At 47.8% G+C, this 16,560-nt stretch carries 15 protein-coding genes; 2 read left to right on the top strand and 13 right to left on the bottom strand.

Annotated elements, in window-relative coordinates:
- Position 1: 1 nt before the first annotated feature.
- The 7 genes from AACM02_RS00805 to AACM02_RS00775 all read right to left on the bottom strand — a co-directional run bounded on the left by AACM02_RS00805 (position 2) and on the right by AACM02_RS00775 (position 7,332).
- Positions 2–907, bottom strand: coding sequence for an ABC transporter ATP-binding protein (locus AACM02_RS00805; protein WP_214062239.1), 906 nt, complete (start codon positions 905–907; stop codon positions 2–4).
- 12 nt (positions 908–919) lie between these two features.
- Positions 920–1,816 carry an HlyD family secretion protein gene (locus AACM02_RS00800; protein WP_339115782.1) on the bottom strand — a complete coding sequence of 299 codons (897 nt, stop codon included), beginning with the start codon at positions 1,814–1,816 and terminating at the stop codon, positions 920–922.
- A 225-nt stretch (positions 1,817–2,041) separates the two neighbouring features.
- Positions 2,042–3,322, bottom strand: a complete 1,281-nt coding sequence (locus AACM02_RS00795) for a TolC family protein (protein WP_339115781.1) — start codon at positions 3,320–3,322, stop codon at positions 2,042–2,044.
- 38 nt (positions 3,323–3,360) lie between these two features.
- Positions 3,361–3,951, bottom strand: a complete 591-nt coding sequence (locus AACM02_RS00790; protein WP_339115780.1) for a TetR/AcrR family transcriptional regulator — start codon at positions 3,949–3,951, stop codon at positions 3,361–3,363.
- A 75-nt stretch (positions 3,952–4,026) separates the two neighbouring features.
- Positions 4,027–4,671: a hypothetical protein gene (locus AACM02_RS00785; RefSeq protein WP_339115779.1), complete on the bottom strand. Its 645-nt coding sequence runs from the start codon at positions 4,669–4,671 to the stop codon at positions 4,027–4,029.
- Between the two features lie 61 nt (positions 4,672–4,732).
- Positions 4,733–4,918 (bottom strand): hypothetical protein, encoded by a 186-nt coding sequence (locus AACM02_RS00780; protein WP_339115778.1) that lies wholly within the window; start codon positions 4,916–4,918, stop codon positions 4,733–4,735.
- Between the two features lie 194 nt (positions 4,919–5,112).
- Complete coding sequence (locus AACM02_RS00775; protein ID WP_339115777.1) at positions 5,113–7,332, bottom strand: patatin-like phospholipase family protein; 2,220 nt, start codon at positions 7,330–7,332, stop codon at positions 5,113–5,115.
- Positions 7,333–7,553: 221 nt separating this feature from the next.
- Here AACM02_RS00775 and AACM02_RS00770 point away from each other — a divergent pair, with 221 nt between their 5' ends.
- Positions 7,554–8,891: an NnrS family protein gene (locus tag AACM02_RS00770; protein ID WP_339115776.1), complete on the top strand. Its 1,338-nt coding sequence runs from the start codon at positions 7,554–7,556 to the stop codon at positions 8,889–8,891.
- Between the two features lie 6 nt (positions 8,892–8,897).
- Here the strand turns inward: AACM02_RS00770 and pdxA are convergent, their stop codons facing one another.
- From pdxA to rlmN, 3 genes are all read right to left on the bottom strand, one after another.
- Complete coding sequence (gene pdxA / locus AACM02_RS00765) at positions 8,898–9,995, bottom strand: 4-hydroxythreonine-4-phosphate dehydrogenase PdxA (protein WP_339115775.1); 1,098 nt, start codon at positions 9,993–9,995, stop codon at positions 8,898–8,900.
- 37 nt (positions 9,996–10,032) lie between these two features.
- Entirely contained in the window at positions 10,033–11,019 is a 987-nt protein-coding gene (locus tag AACM02_RS00760; RefSeq protein WP_332456838.1) for a DUF4837 family protein, read from the bottom strand.
- Positions 11,020–11,151: 132 nt separating this feature from the next.
- Positions 11,152–12,192 (bottom strand): 23S rRNA (adenine(2503)-C(2))-methyltransferase RlmN, encoded by a 1,041-nt coding sequence (gene rlmN / locus AACM02_RS00755; protein WP_339115774.1) that lies wholly within the window; start codon positions 12,190–12,192, stop codon positions 11,152–11,154.
- A 103-nt stretch (positions 12,193–12,295) separates the two neighbouring features.
- Between rlmN and AACM02_RS00750 the strand changes: the two genes are divergently transcribed.
- Positions 12,296–13,057, top strand: a complete 762-nt coding sequence (locus tag AACM02_RS00750; protein ID WP_339115773.1) for an SDR family oxidoreductase — start codon at positions 12,296–12,298, stop codon at positions 13,055–13,057.
- Here AACM02_RS00750 and AACM02_RS00745 read toward each other — a convergent pair.
- Genes AACM02_RS00745 through pepT form a run of 3 tightly spaced genes read right to left on the bottom strand, consistent with a single transcriptional unit; the run spans position 13,034 to position 16,365 of the window.
- On the bottom strand, positions 13,034–14,026 hold the full coding sequence (locus tag AACM02_RS00745) for a lysylphosphatidylglycerol synthase transmembrane domain-containing protein (protein ID WP_332456841.1): 993 nt from the start codon (positions 14,024–14,026) through the stop codon (positions 13,034–13,036). The two genes, AACM02_RS00750 and AACM02_RS00745, sit on opposite strands and share 24 nt — an antisense overlap.
- Before the next feature lie 9 nt (positions 14,027–14,035).
- Positions 14,036–15,121, bottom strand: coding sequence for a glycine cleavage system aminomethyltransferase GcvT (gene gcvT, locus AACM02_RS00740; RefSeq protein ID WP_339115772.1), 1,086 nt, complete (start codon positions 15,119–15,121; stop codon positions 14,036–14,038).
- A gap of 20 nt (positions 15,122–15,141) precedes the next feature.
- Entirely contained in the window at positions 15,142–16,365 is a 1,224-nt protein-coding gene (gene pepT / locus AACM02_RS00735) for a peptidase T (RefSeq protein WP_339115771.1), read from the bottom strand.
- Between the last annotated feature and the right edge of the window lie 195 nt (positions 16,366–16,560).

Genomic DNA, 16,560 nt, shown 5'->3' with positions numbered 1-16,560 from the left:
CCTAACTTGTCAATGCCATAAAACAATCCTCCACAGTGGGCGCTATGGGAGCGATACGTACGTCGTTGAATTTTTTGTTCGCCAGGTATCGCTTCAACTCTTCCGTCTGCAGGCTTTTTTCTACGGTGATGTGAATCTTGTCGCCAAACGCGAAACTGCTCTTTACCTTATCGTGGGCGCGCAGCTCACCGAGCAGTGCCGACATGCCGGTTCCTTCCACTGCCCAGAGTATCTCCGGATAATCATCAATGATTCCTTGTGGGGTATCGCTTGCAATAAATTCCCCTTCACGGATCAGCGCTATCCTGTCGCAACGGCTCGCTTCATCCATATATGCTGTCGACACCAGAATGGTGATCCCCTGCTCCTTCAGCCGCCCCAGCATATCCCAGAACTCCTTTCTCGAGACCGGGTCTACCCCTGTGGTAGGCTCGTCCAGGATCAGGATCTCCGGTTTATGGATCAGTGCGCAGCTAAGGGCCAGCTTCTGTTTCATTCCGCCCGAGAGCGCTCCGGCACGCCGTTTTTTAAAGGGCTCGATTTGTTGGTAAATATCTTTGATCAGGTGGTAGTTCTCTTCTACGGTTGTATTGAAGAGCGTGGCGAAAAATACCAGGTTCTCCTCCACGCTCAGATCCTGATAGAGTGAGAACCGGCCCGGCATGTAACCGATAATCTGTCGTATCTTCCGGTAATCCTTCACCACGTCGTGCCCATTCATTATTGCCGAACCGCTATCGGGCAGGATCAGTGATGCCAGGATCCGGAAGAGCGACGATTTCCCGGCACCGTCCGGACCAATCACACCGAATATCTCCCCGTCATCTACTGTGAAAGAGATGCTGTTCAGGGCATTCACCTTACCCTGCCTGCCGTAACTTTTATGTAAATCCTTTACTTCAATCATTTTTGTTGCAAATTAAAGCTTAACCTCTCCATACATGCCGATCTTCAGGAAACCATCGTTCGGGACGGCAATTTTCAGCGCATACACTAAGTTAGCCCGTTCATTCTTGGTCTGAATGGTCTTGGGAGTAAACTCCGATTTATCGGATATCCAGTTGATCCGGCCCTTGTATGACTTCATTCCGCCGTGCCCGTCGTCAACCCGTACCGTCACCTCACCGTTCAGTTTGATTTGTGCCAGCTGATCATTTGTCACGTAGGCCCTCAGGAATAGGATTCCGGTATCGGCAATTTTGAATAGGGGAGTACCTATGGTAGCCAGCTCACCTGCCTCTGCATATCTGTTGAGTACGGTCCCCGAAATAGGGCTGACGATACGGGTCTTGTCCAGTTGATCTTCCAGTTGTGCGACCTGAATATCGAGCGTGGAGCTTTGTGCGGAAATATTATCACTGCTTTTTTGTAATGTGGATGTCAGCGCCGATAGCTGCCTCCTCACAACCTCCAATTGGGAGTCAATGTCGTCCAGCTGTTTCTGATTGGCGGCATTGGCGGTAACCAATCTCCCTAACCGTGCTTTTTCCCGCTCCAATGATTTGATTTGCTCCTGTAATGCTGCCGTCTGCGCTTTTATATCGGGCTGCTGGGCACGGACACCTTTCGCGTTGGAGAGCAAGGACATTTTTTGCAGATAGAGCTGGGTGCTGTCGATGAGTCCCACTTCTTGCCCTTGTTCCAGCTGATCTCCCTCATTCAGCCCCAGCTCTAAAATGCGTCCATTCGCCTGTGATGAGACGATAATTTCCGTTGCTTCAAACGATCCGGTAGCGTCATAGTCGCCTTTGCCGTTGCTGCATGAAAAGAGCAGGAACAAGGCGGATAATGTTGTTATTAATCTAAATAGTTTCATCGTTTAATGTTGTTTTATTGAATTTTAGTAGATATCCTCAGATAGCTTATGCGACTAAAACAGAGACCTTTTAGCTATTTACGGGATACCCATAGCTCGCGATAAACGTAAAAAAGAGTAGTTGTTTGAGCGAAGCGAGTTTCTACTCTTTTAGTTGACACGAGCGAGAATGGGTCGCAAAATATCGTCAGACGATGATTTAGTCACATATAGACAGCCTCCATTTTATTGATTTATTGTATGTTTCAGTGAATAGATCGACATGAGGTATTGAACTTCATGCAATGTTTTCGCTTGTTTGACTGCCTCCTCGGCATTGATTTCCTTCATCAGGTCGGATACCGTCAGGGTGCCGTTTTCCACTTTCACCTCGGCAGCTTCACGGATCAGCGTTTGATGGCGTATGATCTCGTCATCGTCCAGCATGGTCTTTTTATATTTTTCAATCTCCAACTGCTGCTGCGGTATCTGTACTTTCAGATTATACAGGAAAGTCTCCTTTTGCGTGTTCACCGACTGTTTTTGCAGATCGATCTTCTTCTTGTCGTTACCGTATGTATATAGATTGCCAATGTTCCATGAGAGGCGGATCCCTCCCAAAAAGTAGGGGGAAAATTTGGTGTCGAACATGTTGAGTCCCGGTTTTCCGTAACCTCCCTGTGCAAAGGCGGACAACTTTGGCATGTTTTTGGCTTTCAGGAGCGATTTTTGCGATTCAGCGGCCTCCTCCTGTGCGGTGAACATCTTTAACTCGGGACGATTGATGATGGGAGATATCAATTCTACTTCGGGATTTGGTTTTACAAATGTCGTATTCTTTTCGAGCGGTTCTCCGGTGAGCACGGATAACATCCGTATATAAGTATCTAACGTAGATTCCAACTGAATCCGCTGTTGTCCTGCTTTCAGCTGTTCTACCTTTACTGTGCTCAAGTCAACGTCGTTAGCTACGCCGTTTTGCACATAGGTTTGCACGTTATCGTAGTTGCGCTGCAGTTCATTTTCCAGGATCTCATGTTGCTGCAGGTTTCCCTTCATCAGCAGAATGCCGAAATAGAGATTGTTCACACGCTCCCTCAAGGCGTAAATCTCTGTCTCCAATTGTTTTTTCTCCAATTCCGCAACGGCTTTCAGACTTTTTTTCTGTGCTGAGATATTGCCTCCGTCCCATATAAGCTGGTTCAGTTCTGCCACCACGCGGTACTGGTCCTGGTCGGGCACTGGAAAATAGAGGGGCGGTATCCCTTCCGGCATCTCCATATCTATCCAAGTCACATCGGACTGCCAGGTAGCCTGGGCACTCACTGTGCCCTGCGGCAGAAACCCCCGGTTAGCATTCGCGATGCTGAAATCCTTTGTTTTCTCAATGATGTCGTATCGCGCTATGGCCGGGTAATTTGCTTCCGCCATCTTTTGAATCTCACTCAGTGTGATGACCTGGGCAGGTACAAGCATGCTGTTTAGTCCAATCAATCCTACCAATAAGAGAAATGTTTTTAAATTCATATTTTTATCTGTTTTATTTGGTTATTGTAATGAGCGTATTACTGTTCTGGACGTCTCTTCAGAAGTTCCAGCAGTGAGCCGGACAAGGATTCAATGTTCTGTGTTATGTCCGATTCAAAATTGCTTATCTTCCACCTGAACAGTTGATGCCTGAAGGCAGGAATGATAATCTCCACGATCTGCTCCGACGTCAGCGAACGGGTTATCAGATCCTTCTCCTGACCTTCCTTTATAATTGCCTGGGCATGTTTTGTCAGGCTATTCATTAATTGTATAATCTTTTCACCTATCTGGGCGCTCTCATTTACAAGACCTTCTGAGAATACTACGACAACATAGAACGGATTCTCTTTAAAGTAGTACGTCAGTTCCTTGAAGAGAGCAGTAAAATCTTTTTCAAAAACACCCGATATTGAAGATTCTTTAAAGATTGTGTTTACATTTTCATTTAAATATTTCAACAGAGTGACAATGATCTCTTCTTTGCTGGAAAAATGCCTGTAAATAGCGCTCTCCGAGAAATTCATTTCTGAGGCCAGGTTTTTTATCGTCAGGCCGTTTATGCCGGAGGTTGTAAGCAGCTTTCCGGTTGCTTCAATAATTTCCAGCTGCCTAGGTTTAATGTTCATGGGTACTATCATCATTCCTTCTTTTAGCGTACGTATAAAAATTATCTAAATTCCTGTCCGGCAAAAGTTCCACAATCAAGGCGCTTCCTTTTTTGCCGCTTCAAGGAATTTTTCCATATTATCGAAAGATTTTTTGGGAAATGCCTTTTTCAACATCATAGACGGTACTTTGAATCCCGGCGAAACCGTAGTTTTGATGGTTATTTCTACTTTACCCTCCTCCGTCTCTTTAAACAGATAGATTTCTTTTGCATAGGTCAGGCGGGAGGTATTCGTTTTCTCAATCAATGTAGGGTCAGCAGTAATGGTGAAGGTTACGGTTTTGCTCTGTCGGTCTTCTTCAAAAATCATCAGGTATGAACCATCTACTGCCGGCGTAATCAACGTCTTGTCATTGTAATAATAGATGGACCATTCATTTTCTGAGATTTTATTGATGAGTTTACTCGATTTTTCTCCGCGGAAATCTTTATGCTTTGCAATATTTTTCATTAATGCGATACAGTTGTCAATGCCGATACTTTCAGTGCTGGTGGTGACCGTTTTCACTACGGGGACTTTGTCCCCTTCTTCGTTGATGCGCGTGGAGAAATTGTACCTTGCGGTTATTTTGGCGTCTTTGCTAAGTGCGGTCCTCCACTCATGGGTTTGGGCAGATAGCTGCGTACCGGATAAAAAGATGCTTAACAGAAATATACTTTGTCGAATTTTGATGTCCATTGCATTTTATTTTACATACGTTCAAAGATACCCTCCGGCTATATTCAGTATTCAACGGTTTTCAGAAAACCGGAGGGGAGAAATACAGCGAATCGAATAGCCTGTCATTTTTTAGCGCCACGGCCGTTTTTACGGCCACCCCAACAACCCTGTCGTGGCTCATGTCAAAAATTACCACGGTTTTTTTTTGATGTTCAATACGGGTGAGGTTCTCCCCGGAGATAAAGAATGCTTTCCTTTCAATCATATACCTTTTTTTAATCTTCGAAATTCCAACACAAGATGGACTTGAAAATAACATTCAAATAATTCACACTCTAAAAGTAAGTGAATGATCACTTACAAAGATAGTGTTGAAATTAAAAAACACAACAGGTTTTTAATTGTTTAACACAACTTTTCGGTTTATTAACACAATGTGCGGGCCTTTCAACTACGCGGTCAGAAGTAATGTCCGAAACTAAGATAAGGGTGAAACCTCCTGGAGAGGCTGGAATACCCCAGTTCAACCCGCAATGGTCCGGCTACCGAAAGGTAGGAATAGCCTAAGTTTGCCCCCAGGTAAGATTTTCCTTCAAGCAGGTGATGCAGGTGATGGCTGTCTGCGGTGAAATTGATGTTGGCGTAGAGGTAATTTTTCGGGGTGAAATTATAATACAATGTCACATCCGTCGACAGCACCATGTTGTTTAAAAACTCCATGCCGGCAGAGCCCTGCACGGATATCTGCTGAGGCAGGTAATGTCCGTCGAACCTGCCTCCCGCTAAGTTGCGGTACATGTGCGGTACACTGTCGTTCATAACATACCTGGCGTTGATGCGGGGAGTGATGCAGATTTTTTGCGTTAACGGTAACGGTTTGTAGAAATTCATTTTCAGGACGCTTAACGGGATTTCGTTTTTCAGTTGAACGAAATTGTCGGTATGCAGTGAGTACTGAAAAGAGAAATATTGCCCCGATGTGGGGAAGTCGATGCGGTTGAGGTTGTCGTACACTCCGTTTATCAGGTAGTTGATATACAGCTGATCGTTTGGCTCTGTATGGCGGGGGTCGAACTCGCTTCGCAACGCTTTATAAAAGTGAAAATGTTCCATTGCTGCCTTTAGCTGCAGCATGATGTTGCCAAAATAGAATTCGGAAAAGACCAGGTTCAGTGCGTTCCGTGTAACGCCCAGGTTGTACGATAAGCTACCCCTTTCGTAAATGCTCAGATCATTGCTGCTGATCTTGTAACTGATCCCCCCCTTGTAGAAAATCCCTTTGTTGATGGAGTAATCGATCATCAGGTAGGGATCGCGGCTCAACCTGGCAGTGATATCAAACAGTGAATTGAGTGAAGTGTTCAACCGGATGGTTGTGTTGGCAAGTATTGCTGCCATATCGTTGCTGTCGAAATGTATGCCCAGGTTCAGGGTGTTTGACTCTTTCACTTCAACAGTGAAAACAAGGTCAAACGGATGTTCCCCCTCGAGCCGGTAGTAAACCCTGGAGAACCATCCGCTACTGTATATGCGTGCCGTCATCTCATCCAGCTCCTCCCTTGTAACGCTGTTCTTGTCGATGTCGATCCACCGGGCAATCTGACTTGTCTCCCGTGGTGAGACACCTTCGATCCGTATGGAATTAATGACCAGCGTGTCGAGTCCGATGTAGGGGTTTTTACCCGATGTAACGGCCGGAGCAGCCTCTTCTGTGCCCAACGATTGTTTCAAGGCAATCAGCTCGTCCCGCTTAGCGACTGCTGCCTCCTTGCCCCGGGAGATAATGGTATCGATGGCGGGACGTTGAAAATCCATCATTCCGAACGAGTGCACCTCGGGAGTGATCAGCAGGTCGGTGTCCGCTATGTTTCTCCTGCGTTTTCCCTGGCCGATAAAGTTCCAGAGCTGCTCCGTCACTTCGGTAATGCTTCCCCGGCTCTTTTCTATGGCCTCTTCGTCGGGAGGAAAGATAACTCCGATTACCCTGTCGGCACCCATGCTGCGTACCAGATCCACCGGGAAATTATTGATCACCCCTCCGTCAATCAGCAACATGCTGTCTTTCTCAACCGGTGTGAACATGCCGGGTATTGCCATGCTTGCCCGTATCGCTTCTGGCAAGCTTCCCTCCCTCAGGACGACTTCCTTGCCACTGCGGACATCAGCTGCCACACACCCGAAAGGGATGGGAAGATCATCAAAATCAAGATCGTGCTGATATCCGGCAGTCAGCTTCAGAAAAAGGGTGTAGATATTCTGCCCGGCGTATACTCCCGGAGGTAGGGTCACCTTTCCTCTTTTCTCCCTGAATTTCAGCTGGTAGGGTAGGGAGATAATGTATCTTTTCTGGTGATCTCTTCGGGAGGCATGCTGGTGTTTCCGGTAAATATCATCACGCATCAGGTAGCTCCAATCCTGAATCTTTATCAGTGAATCGATCAGATCGCTGGAATAGCCCGCTGCATAGAGCCCGCCAACAACGGCTCCCATGCTCGTGCCTGCAATATAATCGATGGGGATTCCGGCCTCCTCCAGCACCTTGAGCACTCCCACGTGCGCAAATCCCTTAGCGCCCCCCCCGCTGAGCACCACCCCCACTTTTTTTCGTTGCAGCTCCTGTCCCGGCAGGGTCAAAGTAATACCGCAGATTATCAGTAATATGGAAAGAATTTTTTTCATTTCTTACAAAGAATCGGCGCACCTGCAAAGATACTGATTTTCTGGAAGTACGGTTTTTTTTTCACTAAAAACTACAGGCCTGTAAAAATATAGGAAGGTTTTTATTCGCGAAGAATAAAAAATTCTTATACATTTGTCGTATATAATCACAGCTGTCTGCCTCTGTTGGGATTTCTGTTCATTGAACCGGAGATCTCAATTGTATCCCGGACAATAAATTAATGTATAGTACAATGATCGACAATCAATTATACCGTTATTTCTTCATCAGCGCCTTAGTTACGATATTCACATTGGGTTGTATGTGGGGAGCCGTCAATCTGCTTCTGATCGGGCTTGGGGAAAGCTTTCACAGTATCGACTACTCCTGGGTACTGGCTCACGGCCATGCAATGATCTTTGGCTTCGTGGGGCTTTTTATTATGGGTTTTTCCTTTCAGGCAATGCCCCGGTTTGCGGGAGTGACGCTTCGGAACCCCCGTTTAGCCTTTTCGACGTTACCGCTCCTGATTACGGGGATCCTGCTGCAGGCGTTGGCCCACGTAATGGCTCCCCAACCGCCCTACCTTCCGCTCGGGATTTTCGCCGGGTTGCTACAGTTTATCGCAGTGACTATTTTTGTGTGGATCATGGTTCATACTCTCCGTGGCGCACCGACCAAAGGATATTACAACGACTTTGTCTATGCGGCGCTTGGTTGGTTCCTCGCGGCTGCAATCATCAATCCGATAATATTCTACCTGTTTGAAGCGGCAACAACCCCGGAGGAATTTCTCTTCAACGTCTCCTCGTTCAACATCCCCTATCGCGACATCCAAACGTTAGGAATCGCCGTCGTGATGATCCTGGGGGTATCCCTGCATATCCTTCCGCATGCCTATGGATTTCGTACACCTTCAAGGCGCTGGAGAAGATTTTTATTGTGGGGCGTGAACGGGGCCGTTCTTTTTGGCATCATCTCGTTCACGGCCGGCATGACTACCGGTGTGCACTGGTGGCACGCCGCAAACGGTATCTCCTACATCATTTTCCTGGTGGCAGCCATCGGTACACCCATCCAGTTCCGCTTGTTCAGGCCTCTGCAGGCAGGCAGTAGCGACCGCAGCCTGAAATTTATCCGGGCAGCCTTTCTCTGGTTTATTGTAGCTACGCTGTTGCTGGCGTTTGGCCCCTATTACATGTTCGGCATCTATCTTCCCATGACGGGAGGAGAGAATCCATTCTCGCACGCTTACTTCGGTGCCTACCGCCATGCATTGACAGTCGGCTTTATCATGATGATGATTGTCGGTGTTTCCGCTAAGGTCGTGCCCGGTTTTTCGGGTATCGACATTCGGAAGACAAGCTCGCTTTGGCTGGTTTTCATCCTGCTCAATGTGGGCAACACCTGGCGTATTGTCTCGCAGATTACGACTGATTTTTACCCCGAAGCTTTTCGGTTTATCGGCATCTCCGGTTTTATTGAGCTCACGGCGCTGGGCTTATGGGGGTACGAACTGATCCGGAATATCCGGGCAGGTATTCGTCTTAAACACTCACCACAGCAGCAGGACTGCTGATTCGCATTACGCTTCTTCTTCCTCTTCCGTCAGGTCTAACCTTACGTCGTCTTTTCCGCGGTCGAAGAACATTTTACGCAACGGGTTTTCGCCCGCTTCATCGTAATCGCGGCGGTTGTTAAAAATATCTATAGCCATATAAATCGCTTGCCGGAAAGATTCTTCCGATGCTTTGTTTTGCCCTGCAATGTCGTACGCCGTTCCGTGATCGGGAGATGTCCGCACGATAGGCAGGCCGGCAGTAAAATTTACCCCCGAATCCATGGCGATGGTCTTAAACGGAACCAGCCCCTGATCGTGATACATGGCTAACACAGCATCAAATTCCCTGTACCTTCCGGTTCCGAAGAAGCCGTCTGCGGCGAAAGGCCCGGCACACAGTATTCCTGCATCCTGCGCCTCTTTTACGGCCGGAGCAATGATCCGGAGTTCTTCTTGTCCCAGCAGTCCGTTTTCCCCTGCATGAGGGTTTAATCCGAGTACGGCAATGCGTGGTGTTTCGATACGGAAATCGCGCTTCAGGGAGAAGTTGAGTGTGGACAGTTTTTCGGTGATAAGATCTTTCGATATTTTTTCCGATACTTCCGCCAGAGGAATATGGGTGGTGACCAACGCAATTCGTAATGAATTACTGGCCAGGATCATCAACGCCTTATTGTTTTCGGCAAAACGGTCCTGCAAAAATTCGGTATGGCCGGGGAAATGGAATTTATCGTTTTGTATGGTATCTTTATTGATGGGGAGAGTGACCAGCACGTCGATTTTTTTTGCGGCAAGGTCCCTGGCCGCATTGTCGAGAGCGATGAAGGCCGACTCACCCGCTTCGGCCGTTGCCGTTCCCAACTCAATCCTCACCTCTTCCTTAACGCAGTTGAGCAGGTTGATCTTCCCCGGGCTGCACTCATCAACATGATTGATAATGTGGAAGCTGACGGGGCTGTGATCGAGTACTTTACGGTGATAAGAGGCCGATTTGGAAGAGCCGTAGATGACCGGGATGAAAAGTTCCTGCATGCGCTCATCGGCAAAGGTCTTCAGCAATATTTCGTATCCTACCCCGTTAATATCTCCGTGAGTGATACCCACTTTTATTTGTTCTGACATTGTTCAAATTTATTTAGCTGTTATTGCAATGAGTCGTCTACTTCTTCGCTTTGGGAAAACTTATGGTATAAAGTGCTCCTTCCATGCTGCGGATCAGGTTGCGCTTGTCGGCTTCCGGAGCGAAAACAAAGACCTCTACCACCACTACCATGTTGGTCTCTTCATTCACAAAGGCATGCGAAACGAATGGACCTCCCATCATATCACTGGTCATTTCCCACAATCCACGCAGCTCGGCACGGAAGATGCCGTTGTACTCCATCTTCCGGTAGTCGGGATTATAAGCCTGTGTGGCGGTGGTCATGTGCGAGTCGAAAGAGCCAGTAATGTATTGTCCCAGCACCCGGTTACGGATACCGATGAGGGAATCTTTTTCGAAAACAGACTCGGACGTATAGGGAAACTGATAGATCACGATGTCTTTTCTGGCCCTGCCAGCACTGTTGGTTGCCCAGTAAAAATTAGGATGTTCGGTAATGTTGGATAATCCTTTTGGATAGTAAATGTTAAAGCCAAACACCTGTTTAATATGCGATTGCGGCGTACCGGAATCCTTGATAAGCCATTGGGCCGTACGCTCCATTTCCTTGTTTAGGATATAGTTGACAATACCTTCCTTGTTCTCTTTTAGAAAATTGATAAACGCTGCGGTATCCGGAGCCCTGACGGTCATGATTACCTGTCCCGATGCGTACTTGTCGAGTTCGGAAGAAAGTTTGGCAACGCTGTAAATGGATGATATTTCCGGCATAATGATGTTCCGGGAAACTTTGAATGTACTGGTAAAGTTTTCCGGTGTGAGTTGTATGATCCTGAAATTCGGCTCAAATTGGGGCAGTCCCTTGGCGGGGGAGTTCAGCACGTCGAAGAGTGCACGCCCTGTTTCGCCTTCCCATTCGTCTTCATCCATAATGACCAACACCTCGCTCGACATTGCAGAGGCCGACAGAAATCCGCTGCCGTCGCACGATGTGAGCAGGAGTACTGCCAAAACCGGCAACAAGAGTAAATGAATTCGTTTCATACTGTTTTCTTTAGAATTTATTTTCAACAAAATTACAATTATTCGATTGTAAATGAAATAAATCGTGTTGATTTAGGATTATTTATTATTTACATGTAGTTGTTAAGACGATGAATATCCCATGACGGGCACCTATAAGTCTTGTATCCCGGTTCTTGGTTCTTTTGTCGTTGACAGCATGCCGCAGGCGGCAAAAATATCTTCGCCACGCGATGCGCGAATCGTACAGGTGAACCCTTTGGCCGTGAGGAAATCGCGGAACGCGATCATCGTCTCTTCCGTGGACGGTGAGAGGTCGCTGCCGGGAATTTTGTGAAAGCGGATCAGGTTGACTCGGCAATCCAATCCCGACAAAAACTTACTCAGCTCGCGGGCATACACCGGGGCGTCGTTCACCCCGTCAAACATGATGTATTCGAACGATAAACGGCGCTGATGGCTCCAGTCGTACTCCCGGAGCAGCTCGATTATATCGGCTGCCTTAAACGTCTTCTCTATCGGCATCAGCTTTTCGCGCTGTACAGAGAGCGGGCTGTGAAGGCTCACCGCCAGGTGGCACCTGCTTTCTTCGAGAAACCTTTTCAGGTTGGGGATCACCCCGATGGTGGATAGTGTGATGCGTTTGGGGCTCCACGCCAGTGCGTAATCCGCAGTGAGCACCTCAATGGCCTTCATGACGTTGTCGAAATTGTTCAACGGTTCACCCATGCCCATAAAGACCAGGTTGGTGAGTGCTTCAGCATTGGGGACTGAATAAACCTGATTCAATATCTCATTCACCGAAAGGCTCCCCAGAAACCCCATTTTCCCCGTCATGCAGAAGCTGCAATCCATCTTGCAGCCCACCTGCGATGAAACACAGATTGTCAGGCGTTCCTCCTCCGGTATGTTCACCGATTCGATGAACTTGCCGTTTTTTACGGGGAACAGCATCTTCTGCGTCCCGTCAACGGATGTTTTTACGTCAACAGGCTCAACGCGGCCCACGTCGAAACGCTTTTTCAGGATGTCCCGGTTCCGTACGGAAATATTGGTCATTTCGTCGATACTCTTCACGCGTTTTACATAAACCCAGTCGGTAATTTGTTTGGCGGTAAATCTCGGCAGGCCGAGCTCCAAAATGATGTTTTGGATTTCGGAAAGCGTCATACCCAGCAGGTGTTCTTGATTCATTGCTTCTTTATTTTTAGCGTTACAAAGATAAGTAGAAATTACGGATTTACGTATTTCGTAAAAAATCACTACTTTTGGAAACTCAACAAAAAACCAGGGCTCTATGAAACACGTTATTGTAACCGGAGGTGCTCAGGGCATCGGGCGCATCATCGCGCAGTCACTGCTTAAAGTGGGGTACGCTGTCTCCATTTTCGATATGGATAATGAAGCGATGGAGGAGATAAAACCGCAATTCGATAAAAAACGATCCGCTTTTTTTATTACCGACGTATCCAGTGAGGTGAGCGTGAGGTCTTCGGTAAGGGCATCCCTGAAAAAGTTCGGAGGAATTTACGGATTGGTAAACAACGCGGTTTACGAGGTCTTCAAGCCCATGAGTGAACTGACGCTGGAGGAGTGGAACCGTGCCATCGGCACCAACCTGACAGGAACGTTCCTCTGCGCCAAGTTCTCTTCTCCCCACCTGATTGAATCGCGCGGAAGCATGGTGAACATGTGTTCTACGCGTGCCTTTCAGTCCGAACCGGATACCGAGTCCTACTCCGCCAGTAAAGGCGGAATCTATTCGCTCACCCATGCCCTGGCCATGAGCCTGGCTCCCAACGTTCGGGTAAACAGCATCAGCCCGGGATGGATAGATGTTTCGGCCGTGAAGAAAAAAGCGAAAGCCCGGCAGGTAGAATTGTCGGAATCCGATCATGCACAGCACCCGGCAGGACGTGTGGGGAACGCTTTTGATATCGCACAGATGGTGATGTTCCTGCTCGATTCGGCCAACGGGTTCATCACCGGGCAGAACTTCGTGATCGACGGAGGAATGACGAAGAAGATGATCTACCTACCTTCTCCTCACCTGGATTAACCCCAATCCAAACAGGGTCCAGAAAAGTTCGCGAATACGGATGCATAAGCTCACGTAAACCGCATGTGCAGCGGGAAACGACAAGATGCCGAAAACCAGGATGAATCCCCCTTCCCGGGCACCTAGCTGCATCGGCATGAAAAAGAAGAGGTTTCCCACCATCGACTGGATCGATTCAACGATCACGCTTTGCGTGAAGGTGACGGGAAACCGGATAGCATGCATCATGAAAATTATTTCCGTGCAGAGTACAAAGCGGGAAAGGAGTTCCAGCGAGAGCGACGTAACAAAATCCTTTTTCCGGTTTTTGTACAGGTTGGCAATCAGGAAATCCATCTGTTCGATCTTCTCCAGGTGTTTTTCTTTGTAAACCTTTACTCTTTTTCCGGCGAACGGCAGTTTCCCGGCAATGGACAGGGCCTTACTCACAAATCCTTTGGAGTAGACCGTGAACGACCACCAGAGCAGTAGCAGCGATGCGATGCCGGCTATGGCAAGGATTATTCTGACGGAAACAGCCACATTGGGCACGATGATAAACAGCAAGGGTATGGAGACCATCCAGAAAATAAAGTGCGATACAAAATGCATCATCATGTAAAGGAGTACCGTGGATGTGGCTTTCTGAATACCCAGTGCCGGCTGTAATTCGATGATTTTATAAGGCTCCCCGCCCATCAGTCCGAAAGGCGTGATGAGGTTAATGGCGTACCCGCTGATGGTCAGCTTCAGTGTGCGGAGGAAACCGACGGACCGGGCTTCCGGACTTCCGTCGCGAATAATGGTGTGAAAGGCGATGGCATTTAAAAAATAGACCACCGCCCAGATACCGATAATTGCCGCAAACCACCAATTGGTCAGTTTTATGTTGTTCCAGATAACCCCTATCCCGGTTTTATATAGCATGAAACCCAGGATGATGAGTCCCAGCAGGAAAAACAGGTTGGTGGCGATCTTCGTTTTACTCATGAGAGTGTGCTATTTCCTGAAAGGTAGTTGAGTGACTTCGGCTTTCAGGTTCTTGTTGCGTACCTTGATGTAAATTGTAGTTCCGGCTTTTGCATATTCGGGTTTCACGTAACCCAGCCCGATGCCCGCTTTCAATACGGGGGATATGGTTCCCGATGTTACGGTTCCGATGGGTTCATCCCCGGCGTTCACAATTTCGTAACCGTGGCGCGGTATTCCCTTGTCCGACAACGTAAATCCACACAATTTGCGCGTAACGCCTTCCGCTTTTTGCTTTTCGAGCAGCTCTCTTGCAATAAAGGAGTTCCCTTCTGTAAACTTGGTGATCCAGCCCAGCCCCGCTTCCAGGGGGGTGGTCGTTTCGTCGAGGTCATTCCCGTAAAGGCAGAAGCCCATCTCAAGGCGCAGGGTGTCGCGTGCACCCAGTCCGACGGGTTTGATGCCGAATTCCGCTCCGGCTTCAAACAGTGCTTCCCAGATCTTTAATCCGTCCTCCGGATAAAAATAGAGTTCGAATCCGCCCGCACCGGTGTAGCCGGTGTTGGAGATAATCACCCGGTCTACTCCGCCGACTTTTCCGTTGGCAAACGTGTAGTAGGGGATGGATGACAAGTCCGTATCGGTAATTTTTTGCAGCGTATCTTTGGCTTTCGGACCTTGCACGGCCAGCAAAGCAGTGTGGGCAGATGCATCTTCGATCACTGCACCCATCGTGTTTTGCTTTTGACACCACTCCCAGTCCTTTTCGATGTTGGCAGCGTTTACCACCATCATGTATTTTTCGGGTTCGAAGTGGTAAAGCAGGAAGTCATCCTTTATGCCGCCCTGCTCGTTCGGAAAACAGGTGTATTGTATCTTTCCCACCTCCAGCTTCGAAGCGTCGTTGGTGGTTACCTTTTGAACAAATTCCAGCGCTTTGGGGCCTTTCACCCAAAATTCTCCCATGTGTGAAACGTCGAAAACGCCCGCGGCATTTACGACTGTCAGGTGTTCATCGATAATTCCCGAATACTCGATGGGCATGTTGTACCCTGCAAATTCATGCATTTTTGCGCCCAGTGCGATGTGTGTGTCTGTAAAAGGTGTTTTTTTCATATCATATTGCGTGTTAAAACTTATGCTTCTTTAGCTACCAGTCCGGCAATCTTCACGATGACCTCCGTTGCTTTTTCCATCGCCCGGATAGGTATAAACTCGTGACGGCCGTGAAAATTCATGCCTCCGGCAAAAATATTCGGGCAAGGCAGGCCCATAAAAGAGAGTCTGGCTCCGTCCGTTCCTCCACGGATAGGCTTTACAATCGGCGTTATGTTTGCTTCTTCCATAGCCCTGAAAGCGTAATCCACCACATACTTTACCGGCTCCACTTTTTCACGCATGTTGTAATACTGGTCGCGCATCTCCAGCTTCAATCGGTTGTTGTAACGGGCGTTTAGGAACGCTACGGCCTGCTCCATCTCTTTCTTCCGATTTTCAAAAATCTGCCTGTCGTGATCGCGGATAATATAGGATACCGCCGCTTCGTCCACCGTTCCGTTGATTGCGATCAAGTGGAAGAACCCTTCGTATTTTTCCGTGTATTCGGGGCGGCCATTGACGGGCAGCATCTGCACGAGTTCGTTGGCCACATGCAGTGCGTTTATCATTTTGTTTTTGGCATATCCGGGATGAACATTTCTTCCCTGGATCGATATTTTTGCCGATGCAGCGTTGAAGTTTTCATATTCCAGCTCGCCTATCTCGCTGCCATCCATCGTATAGGCCCATTCTGCACCAAATTTATCCACGTTGAATTTATCCGCTCCGCGGCCGATCTCTTCGTCGGGCGTGAATCCTACACGTATCTTTCCGTGCTTGATCTCGGGATGATCAATCAGGTATTCCATAGCGGTCATGATCTCGGCAATACCTGCCTTGTCGTCTGCGCCGAGCAAGGTTGTCCCGTCGGTTACGATCAGGTCATCCCCGATAAATTTTAACAACTCGGGAAAGTCGGCAGGCGAGGAGATAATCTGCTGTGCTTCGTTCAGTACGATCTCTTTTCCGTCGTAGTTTTTGACGATACGCGGATTTACGTTTTCCCCGCTCATGTCGGGACTTGTATCAAAGTGTGCGATGAATCCGATAGTGGGCACTGTTTTATCGGTATTGGACGGCAAAGTGCCCATCAGGTAGCAGTTGTTGTCGAGAGAAACGTCTGTTAAGCCCATCTCAAGCATTTCGCGTTCCACCTCTTTAGCCAGGTTAAATTGTTTCTGTGTACTGGGGGTTTGCGAACTATTTTCGTCAGACTGGGTATCAATCTTTACGTACTTAATAAATCGTTCAACAATGTTCATTGTTTTTTCTTTTAGTAACCGCAAAGATAACAAAAGCCTTTTATTTCAGAAAATCAAATCAACCGTTTTGTAACTAAAAAAAAAACCGTATCTTTGCAGTTGGGTAAGTCCTATACGGCCAGCTCCCATTGAATCCCCCAGGTCTTGACCGAAGCAAGGGTATTTGGTTGTAGCGGCGCGATATAGTAAGCTTAC

The organism is Petrimonas sp. (assembly GCF_963921705.1).
Taxonomy (GTDB): domain Bacteria; phylum Bacteroidota; class Bacteroidia; order Bacteroidales; family Dysgonomonadaceae; genus Petrimonas; species Petrimonas sulfuriphila.
The sequence above is the reverse complement of the archived record's forward strand: the minus strand, read 5'-3'. Positions and strand labels throughout refer to the sequence as shown.

Excerpts from the sequence above, each read along its gene's own strand:
- AACM02_RS00805 (WP_214062239.1), bottom strand. The coding sequence starts at position 907 with ATGATTGAAGTAAAGGATTTACATAAAAGTTACGGCAGGCAGGGTAAG.
- AACM02_RS00800 (WP_339115782.1), bottom strand. The coding sequence starts at position 1,816 with ATGAAACTATTTAGATTAATAACAACATTATCCGCCTTGTTCCTGCTC.
- AACM02_RS00795 (WP_339115781.1), bottom strand. The coding sequence starts at position 3,322 with ATGAATTTAAAAACATTTCTCTTATTGGTAGGATTGATTGGACTAAAC.
- AACM02_RS00790 (WP_339115780.1), bottom strand. The coding sequence starts at position 3,951 with ATGAACATTAAACCTAGGCAGCTGGAAATTATTGAAGCAACCGGAAAG.
- AACM02_RS00785 (WP_339115779.1), bottom strand. The coding sequence starts at position 4,671 with ATGGACATCAAAATTCGACAAAGTATATTTCTGTTAAGCATCTTTTTA.
- AACM02_RS00780 (WP_339115778.1), bottom strand. The coding sequence starts at position 4,918 with ATGATTGAAAGGAAAGCATTCTTTATCTCCGGGGAGAACCTCACCCGT.
- AACM02_RS00775 (WP_339115777.1), bottom strand. The coding sequence starts at position 7,332 with ATGAAAAAAATTCTTTCCATATTACTGATAATCTGCGGTATTACTTTG.
- AACM02_RS00770 (WP_339115776.1), top strand. The coding sequence starts at position 7,554 with ATGTATAGTACAATGATCGACAATCAATTATACCGTTATTTCTTCATC.
- pdxA (WP_339115775.1), bottom strand. The coding sequence starts at position 9,995 with ATGTCAGAACAAATAAAAGTGGGTATCACTCACGGAGATATTAACGGG.
- AACM02_RS00760 (WP_332456838.1), bottom strand. The coding sequence starts at position 11,019 with ATGAAACGAATTCATTTACTCTTGTTGCCGGTTTTGGCAGTACTCCTG.
- rlmN (WP_339115774.1), bottom strand. The coding sequence starts at position 12,192 with ATGAATCAAGAACACCTGCTGGGTATGACGCTTTCCGAAATCCAAAAC.
- AACM02_RS00750 (WP_339115773.1), top strand. The coding sequence starts at position 12,296 with ATGAAACACGTTATTGTAACCGGAGGTGCTCAGGGCATCGGGCGCATC.
- AACM02_RS00745 (WP_332456841.1), bottom strand. The coding sequence starts at position 14,026 with ATGAGTAAAACGAAGATCGCCACCAACCTGTTTTTCCTGCTGGGACTC.
- gcvT (WP_339115772.1), bottom strand. The coding sequence starts at position 15,121 with ATGAAAAAAACACCTTTTACAGACACACACATCGCACTGGGCGCAAAA.
- pepT (WP_339115771.1), bottom strand. The coding sequence starts at position 16,365 with ATGAACATTGTTGAACGATTTATTAAGTACGTAAAGATTGATACCCAG.